The sequence below is a fragment of the Streptomyces sp. NPDC088147 genome (genome assembly GCF_044741565.1).
Taxonomy (GTDB): Bacteria; Actinomycetota; Actinomycetes; order Streptomycetales; family Streptomycetaceae; genus Streptomyces.
Map to the genome: position 1 here is coordinate 234,434 of NZ_JBIUSY010000011.1, position 25,016 is coordinate 259,449.

General features: G+C 71.0%; 16 protein-coding genes. 11 read left to right on the top strand and 5 right to left on the bottom strand.

Annotated elements, in window-relative coordinates; all coding sequences use genetic code 11:
- Window positions 1–79 precede the first annotated feature (79 nt).
- From ACIOGX_RS33880 to trpC, 6 genes are all read left to right on the top strand, one after another.
- The gene (locus ACIOGX_RS33880; RefSeq protein WP_401918505.1) at window positions 80–8,086 is read left to right on the top strand and encodes an amino acid adenylation domain-containing protein; all 8,007 of its coding nucleotides are present in this window, start codon (window positions 80–82) and stop codon (window positions 8,084–8,086) included.
- A gap of 41 nt (window positions 8,087–8,127) precedes the next feature.
- The gene (locus ACIOGX_RS33885) at window positions 8,128–8,337 is read left to right on the top strand and encodes an MbtH family protein (RefSeq protein WP_129771655.1); all 210 of its coding nucleotides are present in this window, start codon (window positions 8,128–8,130) and stop codon (window positions 8,335–8,337) included.
- Window positions 8,338–8,397: 60 nt separating this feature from the next.
- Window positions 8,398–8,772 carry a nuclear transport factor 2 family protein gene (locus tag ACIOGX_RS33890; RefSeq protein WP_129771656.1) on the top strand — a complete coding sequence of 125 codons (375 nt, stop codon included), beginning with the start codon at window positions 8,398–8,400 and terminating at the stop codon, window positions 8,770–8,772.
- Window positions 8,773–8,838: 66 nt separating this feature from the next.
- Window positions 8,839–9,984 carry a branched-chain amino acid aminotransferase gene (locus ACIOGX_RS33895; protein ID WP_401918507.1) on the top strand — a complete coding sequence of 382 codons (1,146 nt, stop codon included), beginning with the start codon at window positions 8,839–8,841 and terminating at the stop codon, window positions 9,982–9,984.
- On the top strand, window positions 9,981–10,484 hold the full coding sequence (locus ACIOGX_RS33900; RefSeq protein ID WP_356516343.1) for a YbaK/EbsC family protein: 504 nt from the start codon (window positions 9,981–9,983) through the stop codon (window positions 10,482–10,484). The genes ACIOGX_RS33895 and ACIOGX_RS33900 overlap by 4 nt, the downstream gene beginning before the upstream one ends.
- Before the next feature lie 78 nt (window positions 10,485–10,562).
- The gene (trpC, locus tag ACIOGX_RS33905; RefSeq protein WP_356516345.1) at window positions 10,563–11,369 is read left to right on the top strand and encodes an indole-3-glycerol phosphate synthase TrpC; all 807 of its coding nucleotides are present in this window, start codon (window positions 10,563–10,565) and stop codon (window positions 11,367–11,369) included.
- Between the two features lie 104 nt (window positions 11,370–11,473).
- Here the strand turns inward: trpC and ACIOGX_RS33910 are convergent, their stop codons facing one another.
- Window positions 11,474–12,079, bottom strand: a complete 606-nt coding sequence (locus ACIOGX_RS33910) for a TetR family transcriptional regulator (protein WP_401918510.1) — start codon at window positions 12,077–12,079, stop codon at window positions 11,474–11,476.
- 89 nt (window positions 12,080–12,168) lie between these two features.
- Here ACIOGX_RS33910 and ACIOGX_RS33915 point away from each other — a divergent pair, with 89 nt between their 5' ends.
- Entirely contained in the window at window positions 12,169–13,065 is an 897-nt protein-coding gene (locus tag ACIOGX_RS33915) for an SDR family oxidoreductase (protein WP_401918512.1), read from the top strand.
- A gap of 1,456 nt (window positions 13,066–14,521) precedes the next feature.
- Window positions 14,522–15,319 carry an ArsR/SmtB family transcription factor gene (locus ACIOGX_RS33920; RefSeq protein ID WP_383972124.1) on the top strand — a complete coding sequence of 266 codons (798 nt, stop codon included), beginning with the start codon at window positions 14,522–14,524 and terminating at the stop codon, window positions 15,317–15,319.
- Between the two features lie 40 nt (window positions 15,320–15,359).
- On the opposite strand, the gene ACIOGX_RS33925 is transcribed toward ACIOGX_RS33920, so the two are convergent.
- The 3 genes from ACIOGX_RS33925 to ACIOGX_RS33935 are packed head-to-tail and all read right to left on the bottom strand — an operon-like array spanning window position 15,360 to window position 18,027.
- Window positions 15,360–16,049, bottom strand: a complete 690-nt coding sequence (locus ACIOGX_RS33925) for an HAD family hydrolase (RefSeq protein ID WP_401918514.1) — start codon at window positions 16,047–16,049, stop codon at window positions 15,360–15,362.
- A 25-nt stretch (window positions 16,050–16,074) separates the two neighbouring features.
- Window positions 16,075–16,557 (bottom strand): Lrp/AsnC family transcriptional regulator, encoded by a 483-nt coding sequence (locus tag ACIOGX_RS33930; RefSeq protein ID WP_356516356.1) that lies wholly within the window; start codon window positions 16,555–16,557, stop codon window positions 16,075–16,077.
- 57 nt (window positions 16,558–16,614) lie between these two features.
- The gene (locus tag ACIOGX_RS33935) at window positions 16,615–18,027 is read right to left on the bottom strand and encodes a hypothetical protein (protein WP_401918517.1); all 1,413 of its coding nucleotides are present in this window, start codon (window positions 18,025–18,027) and stop codon (window positions 16,615–16,617) included.
- 374 nt (window positions 18,028–18,401) lie between these two features.
- Between ACIOGX_RS33935 and ACIOGX_RS33940 the strand changes: the two genes are divergently transcribed.
- The 3 genes from ACIOGX_RS33940 to ACIOGX_RS33950 all read left to right on the top strand — a co-directional run bounded on the left by ACIOGX_RS33940 (window position 18,402) and on the right by ACIOGX_RS33950 (window position 23,938).
- Window positions 18,402–22,190: a S8 family serine peptidase gene (locus tag ACIOGX_RS33940; RefSeq protein WP_401918519.1), complete on the top strand. Its 3,789-nt coding sequence runs from the start codon at window positions 18,402–18,404 to the stop codon at window positions 22,188–22,190.
- Window positions 22,191–22,431: 241 nt separating this feature from the next.
- Window positions 22,432–23,220 (top strand): SAM-dependent methyltransferase, encoded by a 789-nt coding sequence (locus tag ACIOGX_RS33945; protein WP_356516362.1) that lies wholly within the window; start codon window positions 22,432–22,434, stop codon window positions 23,218–23,220.
- A gap of 58 nt (window positions 23,221–23,278) precedes the next feature.
- Window positions 23,279–23,938, top strand: coding sequence for a TetR/AcrR family transcriptional regulator (locus tag ACIOGX_RS33950; protein ID WP_401918521.1), 660 nt, complete (start codon window positions 23,279–23,281; stop codon window positions 23,936–23,938).
- A gap of 50 nt (window positions 23,939–23,988) precedes the next feature.
- Here the strand turns inward: ACIOGX_RS33950 and ACIOGX_RS33955 are convergent, their stop codons facing one another.
- Entirely contained in the window at window positions 23,989–24,867 is an 879-nt protein-coding gene (locus tag ACIOGX_RS33955) for an alpha/beta fold hydrolase (RefSeq protein WP_401918523.1), read from the bottom strand.
- Window positions 24,868–25,016 lie beyond the last annotated feature (149 nt).

Here is a 25,016-nt window from a genome sequence, read left to right on the forward strand (position 1 = left end):
CCCGCCGTACGACCTCGTGCACCCGTACGACCTTGCGGCACCCGTACGACCTCGTGGCACCCGTAGAGGAGAGAGACGCATGGACGCGGCATCACGCGAGAGCTGGATTCAGTCCCTGCCCGAGCACGTACGGGACAGGATGCGCTCACGGCTGGCCGGCGGCGACGACGGGAAGGCCCGGCCCGGCCGGATCACCCCGGCCCGCCGCGACCGCGACCTGCCGCTGTCGTTCGCCCAGCAACGGCTCTGGTTCCTGGACGAGTTCGAGCCGGGCAGCGCGGAGTACAACTCCTGCGCGGCGCTGCGGGTCACCGGCGACCTGGACGTCCCCGCGCTGGCCGCCGGGCTCTCGGCGCTGGTGGTGCGGCACGAATCGCTGCGCACCACCTTCGACGCGGTGGACGGACAGGGCGTACAGCTCGTCGGTGAACCCTTCGCGGTGCCGGTGCCCGTCACCGAGGTGCCGCCCGCCCCCGGGGCCGAGCGGGACCTGATCGTCAGGAGCCTGCTCAGGGCCGAGGTGACGCGCCCCTTCGATCTGCGTACGGGACCGCTGCTCCGCGCGCTCCTGGTGAAGCTGGACGACACCACCCACATCCTGGTGCTGACGATGCATCACATCGTCACGGACGGCTGGTCGATGGGCATCCTGGAGCGCGAGCTGAGCGCGCTCTACGCCGCCGCCCTGCTGCCGGGGCCGCGTGAAACCGCCGCCCTGCTGGAGCGCGCCGGGCTGACCCCACTGCCCCTGGCCTACGCGGACTTCGTCGTCTGGCAGCGCGAGCGGCTCACCGGCGGCGAGCTGGACCGTCAACTCGACTACTGGCGACGGAAACTGGCGGCGCTGACACCACTGGACACCGCCACCGACCGGCCACGCCCCGCCGTACGCGGATACGCGGGCGCCGCACACTCCTTCCGGTTCCCCGCCGGGCTCACCGAGCAGCTGACCGCCCTCGCGCGCGGGCGCGGCGCGACCCTGTTCATGGCCGTGACCGCGCTCAGCCAGCTGCTGCTGTCCCGCCACTCCGGCCGCCAAGACATCGCCGTCGGCACCCCTGTCTCCGGACGCGACCGGGGAGAGGTGGAGCCGATCGTCGGCTTCTTCGTCAACACCCTGGTGCTGCGGTCGGACGTGGACGAACTCCGCACGTTCGGAGAGTTCCTGGACTCCGTACGGGAGACGGTGCTGGAGGCGTTCGCGCACGGCGAGGCACCGTTCGAGCAGGTCGTGGACGCCCTCGTCACCGAGCGGGACCTGAGCCGTCCGCCCCTGGTACAGGCGATGGTCGCGCTCCAGAACGCTCCCTCCGCGCCCCTGCGGCTGGACGGCGTGGAGCTGGCCGAGGAGCCGCTGCCCCGTGATTTCTCGCTCTTCGATCTGACGTTCACGTATTGGGAGGAGGGCGGTGAGCTGCGGGGTTCGGTCGAATACAGCACGGATCTGTTCGACGCGTCCACGATCGAGCGGCTGACCGGTCATCTCGTCACGCTCGCCGAGGCGCTGGCCGCGCCGGGCGGCTCGGAACGTCCGATGGCCGGTCTGGCCATGCTGGCGGAGGGCGAACTCGCACGGATCGCCGCCGACCGGTCCGGTGCGGAGCGGCGGTTGCCGGACACCAACGCGGTCGAACTGTTCCAGCGGCAGGCGGCCCGCACCCCCGACGCGCCGGCCGTCGTCAGCGACTCCGGAACCCTCACCTACGCCCAGCTCAACGAGCGCGCCAACCGGCTCGCGCATGAGCTGGCCGCCCGGGGCGTCGGCTCCGAGGACGTGGTCGCGGTCTCCCTGCCACGCTCCGCCGACCTGATGGTGACGCTGTACGCGGTGCTCAAGGCGGGCGCGGCGTATCTGCCGGTCGACCCCGACTACCCGGCGGAACGCGTCGCGGCGCTGCTCGCCGACGCGCGCCCCGTACAGGTGATCACCCAGCGCGCGGACGGTCTTCCCGTACGTCCGGGCCCCGGCACCACGCACCTGGTGCTCGATCTGCCCGCCACCCGTGAAGCGCTCGCGGCGCGGTCGGCCGCCGACCTCACCGACGCGGACCGGCGCGCCCCGCTGCGACCGGCGAACGCCGCGTACGTCATCTACACCTCGGGCTCCACCGGCCGTCCCAAGGGAGTCGTCGTACCGCACAGCGGACTGACCAACTACCTGCGCTGGTGCGAGGGTTCGTACCCCGGCATCCGGGGCGGCGCGATACTGCACTCCTCGGTCTCCTTCGATCTGACCGTCACCACCCTGTTCGCACCGCTCGCCGTCGGCGGCACGGTCTACGTCAGCGCGCTGGAGGACATCGACCCGGACCTGTGGGCCGACGGCCGGCCCGCGCCCACCTTCATCAAGGCCACCCCCAGCCATCTGCCGCTGCTGGAGTCGCTGCCCGACGAGGTGCTCGCACGGGGCGATCTGGTGGTGGGCGGCGAGCAGCTGCTCGGCGAGGCACTCGCCCCCTGGCGGGCGCGACACCGCGGCGCGAGCGTCGTCAACGAGTACGGGCCGACCGAAGCCACGGTCGGCTGCGTCGTACACACCGTGGCCCCGGACGACGCCGACCCGGCGGGCGCGGTCCTGATCGGCAGACCCTCCTGGAACATGCGCGGCTACGTCCTGGACGGGCTGCTGCGGCCGGTGCCCGTGGGGGTGCCGGGTGAGCTGTATCTCGCGGGTGAGCAGCTGGCCCGTGGATATCTGGGGCGGCCGGGGCTGACGGCGGACCGCTTCGTGGCGGACCCGTACGGCGCGCCGGGCGGACGGATGTACCGTACGGGCGACCTGGTGCGCCGTACGGCCGACGGGGCCCTGGAGTACCAGGGCCGTACCGACGACCAGGTCAAGATACGCGCGCACCGCGTCGAACTGGGCGAGGTGGAAGCCGTGCTGGCCGCGGCGCCCGGTGTCGGGCAGGCGTGTGTGATCGCGGCCGAGGCCCCCGGCGGACTGCGGCTGGTGGGGTACGTCACCGCGCGGCCGGGCGGCTCGGTGAGCGCGGACGCCCCGGACGAACCCGTGCCCCACGTGGACGGTACCGAGCCCCACGCGGTAGGCCCCGCGTCCCAAGTGGACGTCCCCACGTCCCACGCGGACGGCCCCGGGCTCGAAGCCGCGGCCCTCAGGGAGTACGCGGCCCGCGCGCTGCCCGACTACATGGTCCCCGCCGCCGTCGTCGTCCTCGACACACTGCCGCTGACCATCAACGGCAAGGTCGACCGCAGGGCGCTGCCCGCCCCGGACCCCTCGCTCTTCGCCTCGACCGCCGAGCGCGTCGCCCCGCGCAACGCCCTGGAAGAGGCGCTGGCAGGCATCTGGATGCAGGTGCTCCGCCTCGACGACATCGGCGTCCTCGACAACTTCTTCGAACTGGGCGGCAATTCGATCCTCAGCATCCAGGTGATCTCCCGGGTACGGAAGACCTTCGGGATCGAGCTGTCCGCCCGCGCGCTCTTCGACCGGCCGACCATCGCGGAGTTCGCCGAGCGGGTCGCGGAGGGCCGGGCCGCCGGACACACCGCGCGGATCGCCCCGGCCGGCCGCGACCGGACGCTGCCCCTCTCCTTCGCCCAGCAACGCCTCTGGTTCCTCGACGAGTTCGAGTCCGGCAACCCGGCCTACAACGCGGGCGGAGTGCTGCGGCTCACCGGCCCGCTGGACATCTCCGCGCTCTCGGCCGCGCTCTCGGCCCTGGTGATACGGCACGAATCGCTCCGTACCACCTTCGACGCGGTCGACGGCCGCGCCGTACAGCTGATCGGCGATCCCTACGAGGTCCCGGTCCCGGTCACCGAACCCACCGCGACCGACCCGGACGAACGCGAACGGGAACTCCGGACGACTCTGGCGGCCCAGTTCGCCCTGCCGATGGACCTGCGGAACGGTCCGTTGCTGCGCGCCCTACTGGTCCGCGCGGCACCCGACGACCACGCGCTCGCCGTGACGATCCATCACATCGTCACGGACGGCTGGTCGATGGGCGTCGTCTCGCGCGAGCTCGGCGCGCTCTACAACGCGGCACTCGAAACCGGCTCGCGCGAGGCCGCCCACCTTCTGCGGCACAGCGCCCTGCCCCCGCTCCCCGTGCAGTACGCGGACTACGCCGTATGGCAGCGCGAGCAGCTCTCCGCCCACGAACTCGATGCCCAACTCGACTTCTGGCAGCGGAAGCTGGCCGGGGTGCAGCCGCTGGAACTGCCCGCGGACCGGCCCCGCCCACCGGTCCTCGGCTACGCCGGCGCGCTGCACACCTTCCGGCTCTCCGCCCACGCCACCGACGGACTGACACGTGCGGCCCAGCAGCATGGCGCGTCGCTCTTCATGGCCACCACGGCGCTCAGCTCCCTCCTGCTCGCCCGCTGGTCCGGCCGGAAGGACATCGCGCTCGGCACCCTCAGCTCCGGACGCGACCGGGCGGAGGTCGAAGGGCTGATCGGCTTCTTCGTCAACACCCTGGTGCTGCGGTCGGACGTGGACGAACTCCGCACGTTCGGGGAGTACCTGGGCTCCGTACGGGAGACGGTGCTGGAGGCGTTCGCGCACGGCGACGCGCCCTTCTCCCGGGTCGTCGACGCGGTCGTCACCGAGCGCGATCTGAGCCGTCCGCCCCTGGTGCAGGCGCTGGTCGCCTTCCAGAACACCCCCGCCGCGCCCCTGCGGCTGCACGGGGTGGAACTCTCCGAGCAGCCGCTCTCCCGTGATTTCTCGCTCTTCGATCTGACGTTCACGTACTGGGAGGAGGGCGGGGAGCTGCGGGGTTCGGTCGAATACAGCACGGATCTGTTCGACGCGTCCACGATCGAGCGGCTGACCGGTCATCTCGTCACGCTCGCCGAGGCGCTGGCCGCGCCGGGCGCTTCCGAGCGTCCGATGGCAGGACTGGCCATGCTGACCGAAGGCGAGCAGGCGCGCGTCGACGCGGACCGCGCGGGCGCGGAGCGGCAGTTGCCGGACGCCACCGTCATCGATCTCTTCCAGCGGCAGGCGGCACGTACCCCCGACGCGCCGGCCGTCGTCAGCGACTCCGGAACCCTCACCTACGCCGAACTGAACGAGCGCGCCAACCGGCTCGCGCACCATCTGATCGCGCAGGGCGTCGGACCCGAGGACGTGGTCGCGCTCGCGCTGCCCCGCTCCGCCACCCTCGTCGTCGCGCTGCTCGCGGTCCTCAAGACGGGCGGCGCGTATCTGCCGCTCGACCCCGGCCACCCCGCCGACCGGCTCGCGTACACACTGCGGGACGCGGAGCCGGTCCGCGTACTGACCGACACCGCCACCCGCGATCGCGTCGCGGACAGCAAGAGCCCCCTGCTGCTCCTCGACCAGCCGGCCGACGGCGACGGTTACGACCCCGCCGCCCACGAGGCGGTCGATCCGGTACGCAGGCACGCCGCCCACCACCCGGCGTACGTCATCTACACCTCAGGCTCCACGGGACGGCCCAAGGGCGTGGTGATCCCGCACGCGGCGCTGGCCACCTTCCTCGCCTGCATGGCCGACCGATTCCCGCTCACGGCCGACGACCAGCTGCTCTCCGTCACCACCATCAGCTTCGACATCGCGGCACTGGAGATCTACCTCCCGCTGCTCGCCGGCGCGCGGGTGATCGTCGCGGAACAGGACGCCGTGAGCGACCCCGACCGGCTGGCCGGGATCCTCGAAGACTCCGGGGCGGGCATCATGCAGGCCACCCCGTCGCTGTGGCGGATGCTGCTCGCCGTACAGCCCGACGCGGTCAAGAGCCTGCGGGTACTCGTCGGCGGCGAGGCGCTGCCGCCGGATCTCGCGGAGCGGCTCGCCGGTTCCGCCGCGAGCGTCACCAACCTCTACGGTCCGACCGAGGTCACCATCTGGGCGACCACCGAGGACATACGGCCCGGCGTACGGCACGGGATCGGCGGCCCGGTCTGGAACACCCGGCTGCACATCCTGGACGGGCTGCTGCGGCCGGTGCCCGTGGGGGTGCCGGGTGAGCTGTATCTCGCGGGTGAGCAGCTGGCCCGTGGGTATCTGGGGCGGCCGGGGCTGACGGCGGAGCGCTTCGTGGCGGACCCGTACGGCGCGCCGGGCGCGCGGATGTACCGGACCGGCGACCTGGTGCGCTGGACCGGCCGGGGCACCGTCGAGTATCTCGGCCGCACCGACCACCAGGTGAAGATCCGCGGGCTGCGCATCGAACTGGGCGAGGTGGAGGCCGTGCTGGCCGCCGGACCCGGCGTGGGACAGGCGTGTGTGGTGGCCGCCGAGGGGCCGGGCGGACTGCGGCTGGTCGGCTACGTCACGCCCCGCCCGGACCGGACCGTGACGACCGGCGCCGTTGCCCCCGCCACGGATGTCCCCGCGCTCGACACCGACGCGCTGCGCCGGCACGCGGGCCTGACCCTGCCCGACTACATGATCCCCGCCGCGCTCGTCGTACTCGGTGAACTGCCCCTGACGGCCAACGGCAAGGTCGACCGCAAGGCGCTCCCCGCGCCGGAGCCGGCCGCCACGGCCGGAGATCCCGACGCACGGCCGGTCACCGACACCGAAGTGCTGCTCGCCGGGATCTTCGCCGACCTGCTCGGTGTCGAGGACGTGGGCCTGGACGACAACTTCTTCCATCTCGGCGGTGACTCGATCCTCAGCATCCAGCTGGTGGCGCGCACACGCGCCGCGGGAGTACCGCTCACCTCGAAGGACATCTTCCGCGCCGCGACGGTCCGCGCGCTGGCGGAGCTGGCCGACAGCACGGCGCACGGACCGGGCGACGGGTTGGGCGACGGACCGGCACCACAGACCGCGACGGTGGCGGGGCCGCTGCCGCTCACCCCCGTACAACGCCGCTTCTTCGAGACGTACCCCACCGACCCGCACCACTACAACATGTCCGTCCAGCTGGAGCTGGCGCCGGACACCGATCACGACGCGCTGATCCGGGCCGTCACCGCCGTCATGGCGCGCCATGAGGCCCTGCGGACCCGCTTCACCGGCACCGGCGCCGAACGTACCCAGCACATCGTCCCGGCGTCACAGCCGGTCCCCGTCGCCCGACGGGACATCTTCGGTGTCACCCCGCGGGAGCTGGCAGAGGTCATGGACCGGGCGGCGGCCGAGGCCCAGGCATCGCTGGACCTCACCGAAGGACCGGTGGCGCGCGCCATCCTCTTCGACGGCGGCGCGGGCAGCGCGCCCCGACTGCTGCTGGTCGCCCACCACTTGGTGACCGACGCGGTGTCGCTGCGCGTCCTGCTCGCGGACATCCACTCCGCCTACCGGCAGGCACGCGACGGCGAGCCGATCACGGTCGCACCGGTCCGTACGTCCTTCGCGCAGTGGGCCGCGCGCTTGTCCGCGCACACCAGGGACGGCGCGTTCGCAGCCGAACTCCCCTACTGGAAAGAGGTGCTGGAACACGAATCCACTCCTCTTCCCCTGGACGGGCCGGGACCGAATACGGTCGGCACGGAAGCGGAATTCACCGTCGAACTGGACGAGTCGGAGACCGAGGCGCTCCTGCGCACGGCGCCCGCCGCATTCCGTGTCCGTACGGAGGACATTCTGCTCACCGCGCTCGGCGCGAGCCTTTCCGGATGGGCGGGTGGCGAAGGCGTCACCGTCGACCTCGAAGGCCATGGCCGCGGTGAGCTGTTCGACGACCTCGATCTGTCCCGTACGGTCGGCTGGTTCACCAGCATCCATCCGGTCCGTCTGAGCGTCCCCGGGGATCAGCCGCCGAGGGCGCGTGTGAAGCTCGTGGGCCGGCGGTTGCGTGCCGTCCCCGGGCAGGGACTGGGGTACGGCGCCCTGCGTTACCTCCAGCGGGAGCCCGCGCTGCTCGCCGCGCCCACGCCCCAGGTGGTCTTCAACTACCTCGGCCGGTTCGACGACGCCCCGGGCGCCGCGGAGGGCGGTCCGGTACGCGCCGTACTGCCGGCCGTCGCCCAGCAGAGCGACCACGCCGAGCGGCCCCATCTGCTCGACATCACGGGCGTCGTCATCGGCGGCCGGTTCCGGCTCGCCATCCGCTATTCCAGCGTGACGCATCACGAAAAGACCATCGCGGAGCTCTCCGGGGAATTCCTGCGCGAATTGCGCGCGCTCCTCGGCTGACCCCCCCGCGCGTTCGTATCCGAATGAGAGGGAACACGGAAATGTCGGTACCGTTCGAGAACAATGAGGCTTTCTATCTCGTACTCGTCAATATGGAGGGCCAGCACTCGGTGTGGCCCACCTTCGCCGACGTGCCCAAGGGCTGGGAAGTCGTCTTCGGCCCGCGGCGGCGGCAGGAGTGCCTCGACTTCGTGGAGACCAACTGGACCGACATGCGGCCCAAGTCGCTGATCGAGGCCATGGGCGCGTGACGTGACCCGTACGGCCCATGGATCCCGCACATGCCGCACACACCGGACGGAGGACAGCAGATGACCGAGAGCTCTCCCACCGAGGCCAATGTGGCCCGGGTACGTGAGTACTACCGGCTGGTGGACGCGGACGACGTCCTCGGACTCGTCTCGCTCTTCACCGAGGACGCCGTCTACCGGCGGCCGGGTTACGAGCCCATGCGTGGTCACACCGGCCTGACCGCCTTCTACACGGGGGAGCGGGTGATCGAGAGCGGCCGGCACACCGTCGCCACGGTCGTCGCACGGGGCGACCAGGTCGCGGTCAACGGTGTCTTCGAGGGCGTCCTCAAGGACGGCCGCCAAGTCCAGCTGGAATTCGCCGACTTCTTCCTGCTCGACGGCGAGCGGCGGTTCAGCCGCAGGGACACCTACTTCTTCGCCCCACTCGTATGACCCACCCCGCCCCACCACGCCACACCCCGATCGCACGAACCGCCACAGGAGGCCGGAGTGCATATCGTGTCCACACCAGTAGCCCGACCACTGACGGCGCGGGAGCGCGCGGAGCGCTGCGCCGCCCCCGCCTTCGGCACCGCCTTCACCGAGCACATGGTCTCCGCCCGATGGACCTCTGAACAGGGCTGGCACGACGCCGAGTTGGTGCCGTACGGTCCGCTGCTCCTGGACCCCGCCACGGTCGGTCTGCACTACGGCCAGGTCGTCTTCGAGGGACTCAAGGCATTCCGTTCGCACACCGGCGAGGTCGCGGTCTTCCGGCCGGACGCGCACGCCGTACGGATGCGCGCCTCGGCCCGTCGCCTCATGATGCCCGAGCCGCCCGAGGAACTGTTCCTCGCGGCGGTGGACGCCCTGGTCGCCCAGGACCAGGAGTGGATACCCGACGACCCCGGCATGAGCCTCTATCTGCGCCCCCTCCTCTTCGCGAGCGAGCGCACCCTCGCCCTGCGCCCCGCCCGTGAATACCGCTTCCTGATGGTCGCGTTCATCACCGAGGGCTACTTCGGCCCTGCCCAGCGCCCGGTACGGGTATGGGTCACCGACGAGTACTCCCGGGCCGCCGCCGGCGGCACCGGAGCCGCCAAATGCGCGGGCAACTACGCCGGAAGCCTGCTCGCCCAGGAGGAGGCCCTGAGCAGGGGATGCGACCAGGTCGTCTGGCTCGACCCGGTGGAGCGCCGCTGGGTCGAGGAGATGGGGGGCATGAATCTGTTCTTCGTCTACGGATCCGGCGGTTCGGCCCGGCTCGTCACCCCGCCGCTGACGGGCAGCCTGCTGCCCGGTGTCACCCGAGACGCGCTGCTGCGACTGGCACCCACCCTCGGCGTGCCGGTGAGCGAAGCCCCGCTGAGCCTGGAGCGGTGGCGGGCCGACTGCGCCTCCGGCGAGATCACCGAGGTCTTCGCGTGCGGCACCGCCGCCCGGATCAGCCCCGTCAACGAGGTCAGCACCAAGGACGGCTCCTGGACCATCGGCGCGGGCGTCGTCGGCGAGGGCGCAGGCGGCAACGGCGCCGGAGCGAACACGGCCGGCGAGATCACCGGCAGGCTCTCCGCCGCGCTGTTCGGTATCCAGCGCGGCGAACTGCCCGACCCCCACGCCTGGATGCGGCCGGTGTCCCCGGCCAGACAGTCGGCGACCACATGAACGAGACCGCCGGCCGCGACGAACTCGTCGCGTCACAGCGTCTGCTGGACCTGCTGGAGGAGTCGGGCGCACGCTACGAACTCCTGGCCCACACGCCCGAGGGCCGGACCGCGCTCGCCAGCGTGCTGCGCGGTCACGCACTGACGGCGGCGGCCAAATGCATGATCGTCACCGTGCTCGGCGGCACCCCCGCCGAGCGGCACCTCCTCGCGGTGATCCCCGGCGACCGCCGGGTGGACCTGGCGCGGGTCGCGGCGGAGTGCGGCGGACAGCACGCCCAACTCGCCCGGCGCGACCTCGCGGAAAGCCTGACCGGCTGTGTGAGCGGCAGCATCATCCCGTTCTCGTTCCATGACGAACTGACCGTGCTCGCCGACCCCGCGCTCTTCGCCGAGCCGACTCTCTACTTCAACGCGGCCAGGCTGGATCTGTCGGTGGCGCTCGCCTCCGAGGACTATCTGGCCCTCGCCAACCCCAAGATCGTCCCGATCGCCACCTGACACGCGCGGTGACCGCGTCACCGTCCGTCCGGCCGGCCGGACGGCGGCGGGAATCAATGTGAGAGGACCCGACACCCCATGACCGTGCTCGACGAGATCATCGGCGGAGTACGCGAAGACGTCGCCGAGCGCCAACGGCGGGTGTCCGAAAGCGAGGTGCGCGAGCGGGCGCTGAAGCGGGCGCCCGCCCTCGACGCCGCCGCCGCGCTGCGCGGCGGCACGGGCGTGCGGGTCATCGCCGAGGTGAAACGGGCCAGCCCGTCCAGGGGCGCGCTCGCCGCCATCACCGACCCGGCGGCGCTGGCGGGGGAGTACGAACGCGGCGGCGCGGCGGCGGTCAGCGTCCTGACGGAGGGCCGTCGCTTCCATGGCTCGCTCGCCGACCTGGACGCGGTCCGCGCCGGGGTACGGATCCCCGTACTGCGCAAGGACTTCGTGGTCACGCCGTACCAGCTGTGGGAGACCAGGGCGCACGGCGCGGACCTGGCGCTGCTGATCGTGGCCGCGCTCGCGCGGGACGAACTCGCCGCGCTGCTGAAGCTCGCGGGCGAACTGGGGCTCACCGCACTGGTGGAGGTGCACGACGAGGAGGAGACCGATCGCGCGCTGGCACTCGGCGCGCAGGTGATCGGTGTCAACGCCAGGGATCTCAAGACCCTCCGTATCGACCGGGGTACGTTCGCCCGGCTCGCCCCGCGCATCCCGGAGGGGGTGGTACGTATCGCGGAATCCGGTATCCGGGGGCCCGAGGACGTGGCCGAGGCGGCGGCTCACGGCGCGGACGCCGTGCTGGTGGGCGAGGCACTGGTGACCGCCGCGGGCCCCGGTCCCGCGCTGGCGGCACTGCGCGCGGCGGGCCGTGCCGGACGGGCGCCAAGGGCCTGAAGGCGGTAGTGATCACCGCCGCGCCGGCGCCGACGTCGGCAGGCGGTTCCCCCGGTTGATCCATCGCTACGGTGATCCACCGCCACGATCCACCGCCGCGCTGATCACGTCGCGTCGGCGGCCAGCGCCACGAGCTTTCCCAGCACCTCGCTTTCGACGTCGAGGAACGACCGCTCCTCGCCTTCGGTGATCCATATGCCGAAGGCCACGCCGAACACGGTCACGCCGGATTCCGCCGCGAGCGTGGCCGTCGCCTCCGCAACGCCCCGCGCTCGGAGGGCGGCGGCGATCGCCGTGGCCAGCCGCGCCAGCTTCAGCAACTCCCGTTCCCGCAGCTCGGGATGTGCGGAGATGATCCTCTGCCGCCGCCTGGAGTGGTCACGGCGCTCGGCCGGGAAGACATTCGCGGCGGCCGACAGAGCGGACCGGACCATCTGGAGCGGTGACGCGTCCGGCGCGGCCGCGGCCACCCCGTCCAGGAACGCCTGCTCCAGCAGTTCCTGCCCGTCGAAGAGCACCTCACGCTTGTCGGCGAAGTGGCGGAAGAACGTGCGCTCCGTGAGACCGACGGCCTGGGCGATATCGGCCGCGGTCGTGCCGCCGAAGCCGCGACTGATGTAGAGGTCCATCGCCGCCGCCCGGAGTCGCTCCCGCGTGCCCGGCTCCCATCGCACCATGGCCACCACTCTAGTGATGACAGTGACCGACATCGGAGTTACAGTGACATCAGCGACTGACATCAGTGACTGACATCGCTCGCTTCGTCCACCAGGCTTGACCAGCGAAGGAGATCCTTCACATGCACGTTTTCGTCACCGGAGCATCCGGGTGGATCGGTTCGGCCACGGTCGACGAGCTGCTCGCCGCCGGCCACAAGGTGACCGGGCTCGCCCGCTCCGACACCTCGGCCGCGTCCCTCGACGCCAAAGGTGCCCAGGTCCGCCGAGGCGACCTCGACGACCTCGACAGCATCCGGGAGGGCGCGGCGACCGCCGACGCCGTCATCCACCTCGCCAACAAGCACGACTTCGACAACCCCGCCGTCTCCGATCGGGCCGAACGGGCCGCCGTGCGGGCGATCGGGGACGTCCTGACCGGATCGGGCCGTCCGTTCCTGCTGGCGTCCGGCGTCGCCGGTGCGGCGCAGGGCCGGGTGATGACCGAGGACGACCGGTCACCGTTCCACGGCCCGGAGTCCCTCCGGGGCGGCAGCGAGAACCTCGCGCTGGAGTACGTCGACCGCGGCGTGCACACCGTGAGCCTCCGGTTCGCCCCGACCGTGCACGGCGACGGAGACCACGGCTTCATCGCGGCCCTGGTCGCGATCGCCCGGGAGAAAGGGGTCGCGGGCTACGTCGGCGACGGCGCGAACCACTGGCCGGCGGTCCACCGGTCGGATGCCGCGCGGGTCACCCGCCTGGGGCTGGAGAAGGCCCCGGCGGGAACGCTCCTGCACGTGGTGAGCGAGGAGGGGGTCCCCACGCGGGAGATCGCGGAGGCCATCGGGCGTGGACTCGGCGTACCCGTGGCCTCGATCGGACCGCAGGACGCGGAGAAGCACTTCGGCTGGATCGGCCGCTTCTTCGCCTCGGACATCCTCGTCTCGAGCGCTCGCACGCAGGAGCTCCTCGGCTGGGCCCCGAGCGGACCGAGCCTCCTCCAGGACCTCGACGCCGGGTCCTACTTCCGCGCCTGACGCGCGCCACGCCCGGCGGGCGCCCCGTTGCTCCCTGTGCTCGCCTCGCGCCGCTGGTTGTGCGGCCGTCCCCCGGCCGCACAACCGCGCCGAAGCCGCCGTTCGTCACCGCGGTCGGTGTGGCCGGGCCCGCCACGATCGCGTTCCGGGCGGCCAATACGCAGGTGATCGGTGGCGGCGTGAAAAGGAAACAGGGACTAGCCCGCGACCCCTGTTCATGATCCGATCGGCCGTTGTCCGTATTCGTGATTGCCGCCATGGCCGTATCGCGATGAACAGGGGTCCCGGTACGCAGACCGGACCAATCGGGGAAGGTCGGTGCGGTCCGCTCCGGTCCACTCCGCCGAGCCGGCGATGCCTCGCGGTGTTCCACCGGTCGGTTCTCATTCGTCCGGCAGTCCCCGCGCCGGAATCGAATTCAAGCCGCCGTTTTCCTTCTTGTTCGCCCTGTCTCGCGCACAGCGGTATCCGCGACGCTTTCCGAACCGACCAACCGGTCCGTTCGCCTTCATGAGGAAGACCTCGCCGAAGTCTTCGGTGAACTCCTCCGTGAAGTGCTCCGTGAAGTGCTCCGTGAAGTCCTCCGCGAAGACCGTGACCGACGGCGCGGGCATCGCCCGGGTGCGGCGGCGGTCAACCGCCCGGCAGTCACCCGAACGCCGGCAGTCACGCGAACTCGCCTTTCTGGTGGCGGAAACGCTCGCCGCCCGGCCGTCCCGGGAGACCCTCCGGCGACGCCTCGCCGATGCTGTCGACCGCTGTGGCCGGGCCGTGGCCGGGCGTCGCCGGTTGTGGAACAGGCGGGGATGGGGTAGGTCCGGCGGCGGCGCCCGGCTCACGTACGACCTGCCGTGTTGCCGAGGGAAACGGAAGGGGCGCAGCCGGATCGCCCGGCGGAGTTTTAGCCCTCGCTAAAGCGTCCCCGCGGGCCACTACGGAATTCTGGCCACATTTCCCGGAGATGTTCTGGAACCCCGCCCATTCCGGCATAGGGAGAACGCGGCCGGCGGCTCGGCGCCCTTTGTCGGGCGCGGCTCGGGACTGCGGCTAAACTCCTGGAAAACGGCGGGGTTGACGCACTTTCACCTACAGCTGACCCCTCTTGGGCAGGTGCAGCCAGCTGTACCTCCATAGGCGTGCGGCCTCCCCTGTCGGATGTGATGGGGCGGACGCACTATGGAAGTCATCGAGGCCAACGGTACTTTCGAATGTTTCCGATAGCCCTTGGCGACTCGTGGTAACGTCGAATGCACTTGCGAGTGGAAACGGTGGGAGCGGCTCGTCGCCGGTGAATCCGAGGCCGGGTCGACAGTGCGCACGGATCCTGCGGGGGAGTATGCGTCGCATATATTTTACGCCTGAGAGCCTGTCGCAAACCAGAGTTCTTCCGCAGGTTGATCAAGTTCGCGAGTCCCTCTTCGCCCTGGAAGAGCTGAGCCTGGGCGGCGGCGGACCGGTGTTCAAGCCATGGCGCAAGAAGGTGGGCAACTCCGGCAACATCCGCGCCCTGGTGAGGCTCGCCCAAGTGGTCCGCCCCATCCCGGACATCGATCAAGTGGTGCGAAGACTGGGACTTGACGCGCGTAGCGCCACGGAGGAGGGCGGCCTCGCGGAGCCGTCCGATTCCCGGGAGAGACCTCAAGTCGTCCAGGATCTGGAGGAGTTCCACCGCATCGCGATAGCCCCGTACTGGAAGGCCATCTCCAAGCGGCTGCACGCCGACCGCACCGCGCGCGGTCAGATCATGCTGAGCGACGGCGTCGGCAAGCTGCTCTCCACCCTCCACCCGGCCATCCGCTGGGACGCGCCGATCCTCGAAGTCCCCGGAAACGGGGACGACTTGAAGCTGGAGTCGGGCGGCCTCGCGCTGGCGCCCTCACTCTTCCTCGCGGGCCGGCCCCCGGTGCTCTCGGGCGGCGGATCCGACGGACGCCCGGTGACGTTGATCTACCCCACCCGGGCCAACCCCGAATGGGCCGACTCGCTGTGGGAGTCCAAGGGCGGCGCCGAACACGCGCTGCACGCGCTGGTGGGGCGTACGCGCGCATCGGTCCTCGAGGCCGTGACCAGCAGCTGCACCACCACCGAGGTCGGCGAGAGCGTGGGCATCTCCTCGGCCGCGGCCAGCCAGCACACCTCGGTCCTGCGCACGGCCGGGCTGATCACCACCCTGCGCACGTTCAACAAGGTGCAGCACACCATCACCCCGCTCGGCGTCGCGCTGCTCAACGGGGACATGGTGGACCGGAGCTAGCACTCTCGCCCACCATGCCGGGCTCGCGCGCCGGCGGGCTTCACTCCCCGACGATCCACGCGTACGCGGCCTGCGCCGTGAACTCGCTCTGCCCTGCCGGGAAGAGCAGCCCCGCCGTACCGAACGCCGGATCGAGCGGTGCGCCGGGCGCGGCGGCGTAGGGGACCGCGACACACCGCATCCCCGCGGCCCGCGCGGCCATCACACCGGGCGCCGCGTCCTCAAGTACCACGCAGTGGGCGGGGTCGGCTCCCAGCCGGCGTGCCGCCTCCAGGAAGACATCCGGCTCCGGCTTGCCGTGCGCGACCTCCTCGGCCGAGACGGTCGTGGCGAAATACCCGTCGAGCCCGGTGACGGCGAGCGCCAGTTCGATGGCCGCCCCGGACGATCCGGACGCCACGGCCATGGGCACGCCCTCGGTGTGCAGCCGTTCCACCAGCTTCCGCATCTGCGGGAACGTCTCCGCCGACGCGCGCACCCGCTCCAGATACAGCCGGTTCTTCTCGGCGAGCAGGGTGTCCAGCGGCGCGTCGATCCCGTACTCCCCGCGCAGCGCCTCCAGCGTCTCGCGGGTGCTGATCCCGATGAACCGGCTGTGGTGCTCCCAGCTGAAGTCGGACACACCGTACTGAGCCAGGAGCAGCCGTCCGGCCTCGTAGTAGTGGGGCTCGCTGTCGACGAGTGTTCCGTCGAGATCGAAGATGACCGCAAGCGTTGGGGAAGTGCTCATACGGTCCAGCATGCCAAGCCTTCCGTCAGCGTCGCTCACCGACGGCCCGGCCCACCGACTCGACCAGTGGCAGCAGCCGGTGCGGCACGCGCTCGCGCAGCGCCATCTCCGTACGCGTACGGACCACACCCGGCAGCTGGATCAGACGCTGGACCACATCCTCCAAATGGCCGTTGTCGCGGGCCACGACCCGGGTGAGCAGATCCCCGGCGCCCGTGATCGAGAAAGCCTCGACGATCTCGGGGACCTCGGCCAGTGCGTCACCGACCTCGTCCAGATGTCCCTGCGTCACCTCGATATGGACGAAGGCGAGCACCGGATGGCCGAGGGCGGCCGGGGAGAGGAACGGCCCGGTGCCGGTGATCACGCCCTCGCGCTCCAGTCGGTCGAGCCGGGCCTGGAGCGTTCCCCGGGCGATCCCCAGGATGCGCGCGTACTCCCGCACGCTGGTACGCGGCCGTTCGATGAGGAGCCGCAGGATGCGGGTGTCGAGCGCGTCCACCGCCATCGTCCGCCTGCCTCCTGCCGTCCGTGGGTACGGCCCGTGCCTGTACCAATGGCCCCATTATGTGGGACCGGCCTGAGCCATCAGCCCCGGGCCCTCGGGCGACGCGGGCGACGGCAGGCTGATCCTCTCGGGCGCCTCGCCGCCGACGTCGGCGGCGCTGTCGCCGTCACTGTCCGCGTCTCCGCTCCCGGCGCCGGGAGCACGGTCGTCCAGTGTGATGGTGACGGTGGTGCCCGCGTGGGCGAGCGCGTCCAGACCGGCGCCGATGCGTTCGTACAGAGTGGTGGCCAGCGCCCAGTCGCCGTCACCCGCGTCCGTGGTGTGCCGGGTGGTGAACAGGGAGATCAGAACGGCGATCAGCGAGCGCCCGGAGAGCGCGGCGGCGATCCGGTCATCGCCCCGGTCGGTGATCCGCGGAGGCATCCGGAAGTGGGAGTGCCGGCCCGCCTGGCCGGTGATGAACTCCCACGTGTCGCGGTGGCAGACCAGGGACGCCGACGACACCCGGGCAGCGCGTTTCAGCAGCTCACCGTGCTCCTCGGTCATGGGGGTCACGCAGCGTACGGGGCTTACGGGGCTCACAGGGAGCATGGGGCTTACGGGGAGCATGGCGGTCACGGGGGTCACGGGCGGAGCCTGTCGCGCGGACTCCCCGGGCGTGCGCAGGCCCCCCTCCGCGTCGTCCATGCGGGAGGTCAGCGCGGTGATGTCCGCGCGGACCGCCGCCAGCTCGCCGCGGGCCTCTTCGAGGTGCTCGAGCAGCGGGTTGAACTCCAGGCGCAGCGCGTCCAGGAGCGACGGCGTCACCCGCTCCGTCAGCCCTGGCCAGGCCCCGTCCGCCGGGAGGCCCCGGTTGAGCGCCGAGGGCTCGGACAGTGTCGAGTGCTCGGGCGGCTGCGAAGGATCGGGGGAGGGCTCGGGCGAGTGCTCGGCCGGTGCCGACGGGTCGGGCGGCCCCGAGCGTACGGTCCGCGCGTCGTCCTCCTCACGCTGGCTGGGAACGCTGGGCATACCGGCGATGCCCGGCATACCGGGAACGCTGCTGTGCACACCGGGGACCCCGGGCATGCCGGTCACGCCGGGCACCGTCATCCCGGGCGGAAACAGGGGTTCGCCGGCCGTCCCGAACGGCAGGGACGGGTGACCGGCGGACCCGGGGCGGAGTCCCTCGACGGCCTCCTTCAGCTGCTGGACCTCGTCCTGAAGGATCTCCACGGCGGTTTCGACGGTCTGCCCCAGCTCGTCCCTGCCGCGCGCCAGGTCCTCCTTCGTCTCCCGGAGCTCCGTGCGCAGCTCGTTCAGCCCGGAGGCGATGGCCTCCTGGGTGGCCCGGTGCGCCTCGTCGCCCGCCATGCGGAGCCGGTCGAACCCTTCGGCGAGGGCCGCCCGCAGCTCCCTGCGTGTGTCGGTCAGCGAGTTGTGCAGCATGCTCAGCAGGGTGTGGGAGCCGTCGTCCTTGTTCCGGGCCAACACTGTTCCTCGTCTCTACGGTAAGTAGTCACCTGATCTCTGGCAGTACACGCCCCGGGTGAAACCTCGCGGACGGCGATAACTGACACGTCGCCACTCTTGGGAGTGGTTGTGCGGTGGATCCGGAGTGGTTGGGGTTGTTGTGGTTTGGCGGCGAGGTTCCGGTCCCCGCCCGCCTGTCCGCCCACCCGTACGGCGAGTCGGGAAGCGGGCCAGGAGGCAGGGCGGGAGTCCGGCCGTGGCCGCGCATGGCAGATTGCCGCCATGGCGACTTACCGCCAGTATCCGGCGCTGTGTTCGAAGAAAGGAGCGCCGAGACTCTTCGCAGTACCCGAACCCACCTCCTTCACCGGGTGCTTGAGGAGAGGCAACTCATGACCAGAGCACCGGCGAGACGCGGGGCCCGGCTGCTGGCAGCCGGGCTCTCGCTCGTACTGCTCCCCGCCGGACAGGCCGTCGCGGCCGGCGCCGGCCACACCTCCGCCCCCACGGACGCGCCGCCGCCGTCGAACGCGACCGCCCGCGCTGAACACACCGTCACGCTCGTGACGGGCGACACGGTGACCGTCACCGACGTGGGCGGCGGTCGGCGCACCGTCTCCGTCGAGCGTCCCGAGGGCGCGACCGGAGCGGTGCGCAGTGAGATCTCCGGCGGCAGGATCACCGTCGTACCGGACGAGGCCGCGCCCTATCTCCGGTCCGGCGCACTCGACAAGCGGCTCTTCGACGTCACCTCGCTGATCGAGCTGGGTTACGACGACCGCGGCGCCGACACACTCCCGCTCATCGTCACGTACGGCAAGGGCAGCAGGGCCGCGACCCCGCGCGGCGCCGACCGGATACGGTCGCTGCCGAGCGTCAACGGCGCCGCCGTCGAGGCGTCGAAGGACGGAACGGCCTTCTGGCGCACGGTCGTTCGCCCAGCATCCTCCGTGTCCACCGCTTCCTCCGTGTCCACAGCTTCCACCGCTCCCTCCGTGTCCACCACTTCCACCGCTCCTTCAGACCCCGCCGCGGCGCGATTCGCGGCCGGCATCGACAAGATCTGGCTCGACGGACGCGTGACGGCCGACATGGCCGAGAGCAACGCCCAGATCGGCACCCCGAAGGCGTGGGAGGCCGGCCTCACCGGCAAGGGCGTCAAGGTCGCCGTCCTGGACACCGGCGTGGACGCCGGACACCCCGATCTCACCGGCCGGCTGGGCGAGACCAAGAGCTTCATCGAGGGCGAGGAGGTGGCCGACCGCGCGGGACACGGCACCCATGTCACCTCCACCGTCGGCGGCAGCGGCGCGGCCTCGGACGGCAAGGAGAAGGGCGTCGCCCCCGGCGCCGGTCTCGCCGTCGGCAAAGTGCTCAGCGACGCGGGCTTCGGCAGCGAATCGCAGATCATCGCCGGTATGGAGTGGGCCGCGAAGGACATCGACGCCACGATCGTGTCGATGAGCCTCGGTTCGACGGAACCCAGCGACGGAACCGACCCGATGGCCCAGGCGGTCAACACCCTCTCCGCGCAGACCGGCGCGCTCTTCGTGATCGCGGCGGGCAACACCGGCGGCGCGGGCACCATCGGTTCGCCCGGCGCCGCGGACTCCGCGCTGACCATCGGCGCCGTCGACTCCGCCGACCAGCCCGCGTACTTCACCAGCCAGGGCCCGCGCCACGGCGACAACGCCCTGAAGCCGGACCTGTCCGCCCCCGGCGTCGGCATCCTCGCCGCCCGCTCCCAGCTCACCGAGGGCAGCGGCCCGTACACCACGATGAGCGGCACCTCCATGGCGAGCCCGCATATCGCCGGAGCCGCCGCGCTGCTCGCCGAGAAGCACCCCGACTGGTCGGGGCGGCAGCTCAAGGACGCGCTCATGAGCACGTCCGCGCGGCTCACCGACTCCGTCTACGCGCTCGGCGCGGGCCGGGTCGACGTACCGGCCGCCGTGGACGCGGTCATCACCGCGACCGGCAGCGCCGACCTCGGCTTCCACAACTGGCCGTACGAGGACAACAAGCCCGTCACCCGGACTGTCGGCTACACCAACTCCTCCGGCCGTCCCGTCACTCTGTGCCTCGCCGCCGAGGGTGCCGCCGACGGAGTCGTGACGCTCGCCGACTCCACCCTGACCGTCCCGGCGCACGGTACGGCCGAGACGACCGTCACCGGAGACGGCACGAAGGCCCCCGTCGGCACCACCTCGGGCCGTATCGTCGCGAAGAACGGCGACACGGTCGTCGCACACACCGCCTTCGGCCTGGTCAAGGAGGAGGAGCGGTACACCCTCACGGTCCACGCCAAGGACCGGGACGGCGCGCCCACCGCCGCCCCGCTCACGGTACAGAGGCTCGCCGAGGGCCATGACCCCTTCCCGGCCACGGTCGGAGACTCCGGAACGCTCCGGCTGCGCCTGGCGCCCGGCGCCTACGCCGTCTCCTCGTTCCTCGATGTACGCGGCAGCAAGGGCAAGGACTCGCTCGGCCTCGGTTTCCTCTCCGAGCCCGAGGTCGTCATGGACCGCGACCGCGACATCACGCTCGACGGGCGGCAGTTGCGGGAGATACGGGCCGAGGTGGACCGCCGGACCGAGACCCGTCAACTGCTGATGGAGTTCAACAGGGAGGCGAACGGCGCGACGTACGCCGGTGCTGTGCAGGTGCCGCTCACCTACGACAGCGTCTTCGCGGCCCCCACGCGTGAGCCCGCCACCGGAACCTTCGAGTACCGCACGGTCTGGCGCCTCGGCAAGCCGCTGCTGGAGCTGACGGCGGGTGGCAGGCGTGTCGGGGAGACCGTCGTCCCGTTCGGTTCCGCGCTGCCCGAAGGACGGCAGCGGCTCCCACTGGTCGACGCGGGTACCGGAAGCACGGAGGAGTACGAGGGCGGAGCCGCGCGCGGCAAGGCCGTCGTCGTGCGCGCGAGCGACACCGTCAGCCCGCGGCAGCTGGCGCAGAACGCTCAGGACGCGGGCGCCAAGGCGCTGTTCGTCACCGACGACGCGCCCGGCCGGCTGCTGGCCGACTTCTCCACGGAATCCGGCGAGGAACGTCCGCTGACCATCGCCACCGTCAACGCGGCCGACGGCGCACTGCTGTTGGAGTCGGCCCGGCGCCACCGGAGTGCGGAGCTGACCGGCACGCGCTACACCCCGTACGTCTACGATCTCTCCGAGGGGCACCCCGGAGCCATCCCCAAGGATCTGGTGTACCGGCCGGGCACACGCGAACTGGCCGTGCTGAACACGAAGTTCCATGCCGCGGAGCCCGTCGACGGCGGTGAGTTCCGCTACTCGATCACGGACACCTTCCCCATCGGCTTCGGCTTCCCGGAGAGGACCGCCTACCCGGCGGAGCGCACCGACTACGTCAGCACCGGCGCCGGCCAGTACTGGCACGAGTCCGTCACCGCGGGCCCGGCCACGCTCGAACAGCGCGGCGGCGTGGTGACCTACCGCGGCGGTACACGCTCCGGACTGGACTGGTTCAAGCCGGTGCTGCACCCGTGGCTGGGCACCGGGCTGGGCTGGGGACAGCAGCGCAGGGGCAATGACCTGCGGTTCAACACACCGGGCTGGGGCGACTCGGGCCCCGACCACACCGGCTTCGGCGATGTGTGGAGCGACGACTCGATGACACAGACCACCGAGGTCTACGCGAACGGGCAGCTCGTCGACCGCAAGACCAGCTCGGGCGCGTACGCCTGGGACGCCGACCCGGCGGAGCAGACCTACAAGGTCGTCACGGACACCACCCTCGACCCGGAACGCTGGCGGCTGTCCACCAAGGGCCACGCGGAGTGGACCTTCCGCTCCGCGGAAACCCCCGCGGACCGCGAGACCTTCCTGCCGCTCCTCAACCTCGGCTTCGACGTCGACACCGATCTCGCGGGTGACGTGCGCGCGGGCAAGCGGCTGTCACTCGGGATCTTCTCCGAGTACGTCAAGGGAGCACCGGACACCGGCAGGATCGGTGGTGGCCGGCTGGAGGTCTCGTACGACGACGGCAAGAGCTGGACGGCCGTCTCCCTGGACCGGGCCGGGGGCGAGCGGGCGGCCTGGGAGGGCACGGTACGGGTACCGAAGGACGCGGCGTATGTCTCCCTGCGCGCCTCCGCCACCGATGACCGGGGCGGATCGGTGACACAGGAGATCATCCGGGCGGTGGGCGTCAAGTAGCCCCGCTTCAGGGCCCGGTGGGCCGGTACGGCCGACAACGCAGGCTGTACCGGCCCACCGGGCCCGCGCCACCGTGAACTGCCGGACGAAGGACGAACGGAACCGGCCAACTCGTCCGGAACAACGGTGTATCGCGACGAGGACGCACCAACTCCGCACCATAATCTGTCAGTTCGCCCGCACACCCGCGCGGGTAAGCATCATCCGTCCTTCTCCGCCCCCCACATACAGGAGCATCCCCGTGACGGCCGGCAGGCTCAGGCGCCACATCGACACGAGTAAGCCCCACCCCGCTCGTGTGTATGACTATTTTCTCGGTGGCAAGGACCACTACCCCGTCGACATCGAGATGGCGGAGCAACTGGCCGCGGGCGCGCAGCGCGGCGCCCAGATCAACCGGGAGTTCATGCACCGCGCCGTCGCCTGGACGGCTCGCGAGGGTATCGACCAGTATCTCGACATCGGTACGGGTATCCCCACCGAGCCGAATCTGCACCAGGTCGTGCAGGAGATCCTCCCGGCCTCCCGGATCGTCTACACCGACAACGATCCGATCGTGCTGCGCCACGCGGAGGCTCGCCTCGTCAGCGGTCCTCGGGGCGCCACCGACTACCTGGAGGCGGATGTCCGCCGCCCGGAGGAGATCCTCGAACACGCCCGCGCGTTACTGGACTTCAGCCGGCCCGTGGTCCTCTCGCTCATCGCGCTGATGCATTTCGTCCCGGACGAGGACGACCCGTACGGCATCACCCGCACCCTGGTGGACACCCTGTCCTCCGGCAGCGTCCTGATCGTGTCGCACGGCACCGCCGATTTCCTCGATCCCGAGCAGGCGAGCAAAGTCACCGGAACGTACCGGAAAGGGGGCATCTCCCTGTGCCCCCGCACCCGCGCCGAGGTGGAGCGGTTTTTCGAGGGAACCGACCTCGTGGACCCGGGCCTGGTCAGGGCGCCGGAATGGTACCGGGACACGGCGGCGCCGGAGCGCGAGGAGAGCGGCTTCTATGTCGGAGTGGCGCGCGTGCGGTAGCGAATTCCTCCCCTCCGATCCCGACGGGGACAGGAGGGGGCGCCGCTAAACTGGTCTCATGCCTGATACTCCGCACCCCGTCGCCCGTCCGCGAGGGCGTCCGCGTAAAGACGCCCAATTCGCTCCGACCGACCAGGTGATGGCCGCGGCGATCGAGGCTTTCTCGGTGCACGGATACAACGGGGTTTCACTGCGGACGGTCAATGAAGAATTGGGTGTCAGCCGCAACCTTCTCTATCAGCGCTTCGGCTCGAAAGCCAATCTGTGGCGCGCCGCCGTCGACTGGGCTTTCCGCCCGCTCCTGGAGCATCTCGAAGCCTCGGACGACGAATCCGCGGACCCCATGGTCCGGCTGCGGGTACTGATCCGGAGTTTCATCGAGTACTCGGCGACGCGCCCCTATCTCGGACGTCTGGTCACCGTGGAGGGCGGGGTCCACACGGAGCGGGTGGACTATCTCTACCACCAGTACATCGAGCCCGTACGCTCGCGTATCACTCCCGTTTTTGAACTGCTGCGCGAGCAGGGAAGAATCAAGAACATCCCGTACGAGGTCTTCTATTTCCTCCTCACTTCCGGCGGCCCCGCGCCCTATGCGCAGATCGGGTTCGCCGCGCTGATGAACCCGGAAGTGATGTCACAGGACGAGGCGCGCGTACGGCTCTACGCCGAGAATGTCGCCGAAGTGCTCATCAACGGAATCTCCCTGCCCGGCTGAGGACGCCGTGGGCCCCCGGGCCCCGCCTCCTCAGCCGGTGAGCGGGTCCGTCACCGGGTGAGCAGGTCCCGCAGGGCCTTGGCGATATCGGCGGGGGCCTCCTCTGCCATGAAGTGGCCGAAGGCGACGGAGACATGGCGCAGATCCGCGGCCCACGCCTGCCACAGGGACCGGGCGTCGTAGCCGAGGGCCGCGCCCCAGTCCTGCTGGAGGACGGTGACCGGCATCCGCAGCCGCTCGCCGGCGTCCCGGTCCGTACGGTCGTGATCGACGTCGACGCCCGCCGAGGCGCGGTAGTCGGCGACGATGGAGGGCACCGCGTCGCGGCAGGCGTCCAGATAAGCGGCGCGGACATCGGCGGGGATCGCCCGCGGGTCGCCGGTCCAGCTGTCCAGGAAGTGGCCGAAGAACTCGTCCGCGCAGGCGGTGATCATCCGCTCGGGCAGACCGGGCGGCTGGGCCATCAGATAGAGATGGAAGCCGACGGCGGCGGTGGTGCCGTGCATCACCTCCCACATGTCCAGGGTCGGCAGCACGTCCAGGCAGGCCAGGTGGGTGATGGCCGCGGGGTGGTCGAGTGCGGCGCGGAAGGCGACCAGGGCGCCCCGGTCGTGCCCGGCCAGCGCGAAGCGCTCATGACCCAGCGCGCGGGCCAGGGCGACGATGTCGGCGGCCATGGTGCGCTTGGAGTACGTGTCGGCACCGGCCCCGTCGGGTTTGTCGCTGGCGCCGTAGCCGCGCAGATCGGGGCAGATCACGGTGTGATCGGCCACGAGGTCGGCGGCGACGTGCCGCCACATCAGATGGGTCTGCGGGAAGCCGTGCAGCAGCACGACCGGACTGCCCGTGCCCGCGACGGCCGCGTTCAGCGACACGCCGTCCGCGACGGGAACGCGCCGGTACTCGAAGCCGGCGATGGCAGGCGTCATGGTTCCGCCTCTTTCCTTGGCTGATCCGGTTGACCGGGGTGATGCGATGGCCCGGCCGACCGGTGTGAACAGGTGCCTTCAGCCTGCCGGGCGCGAATGAGCATCGGATCAGCGCGCTATAGCGTGGCCGGGGGCGAAGCCACGCCCGA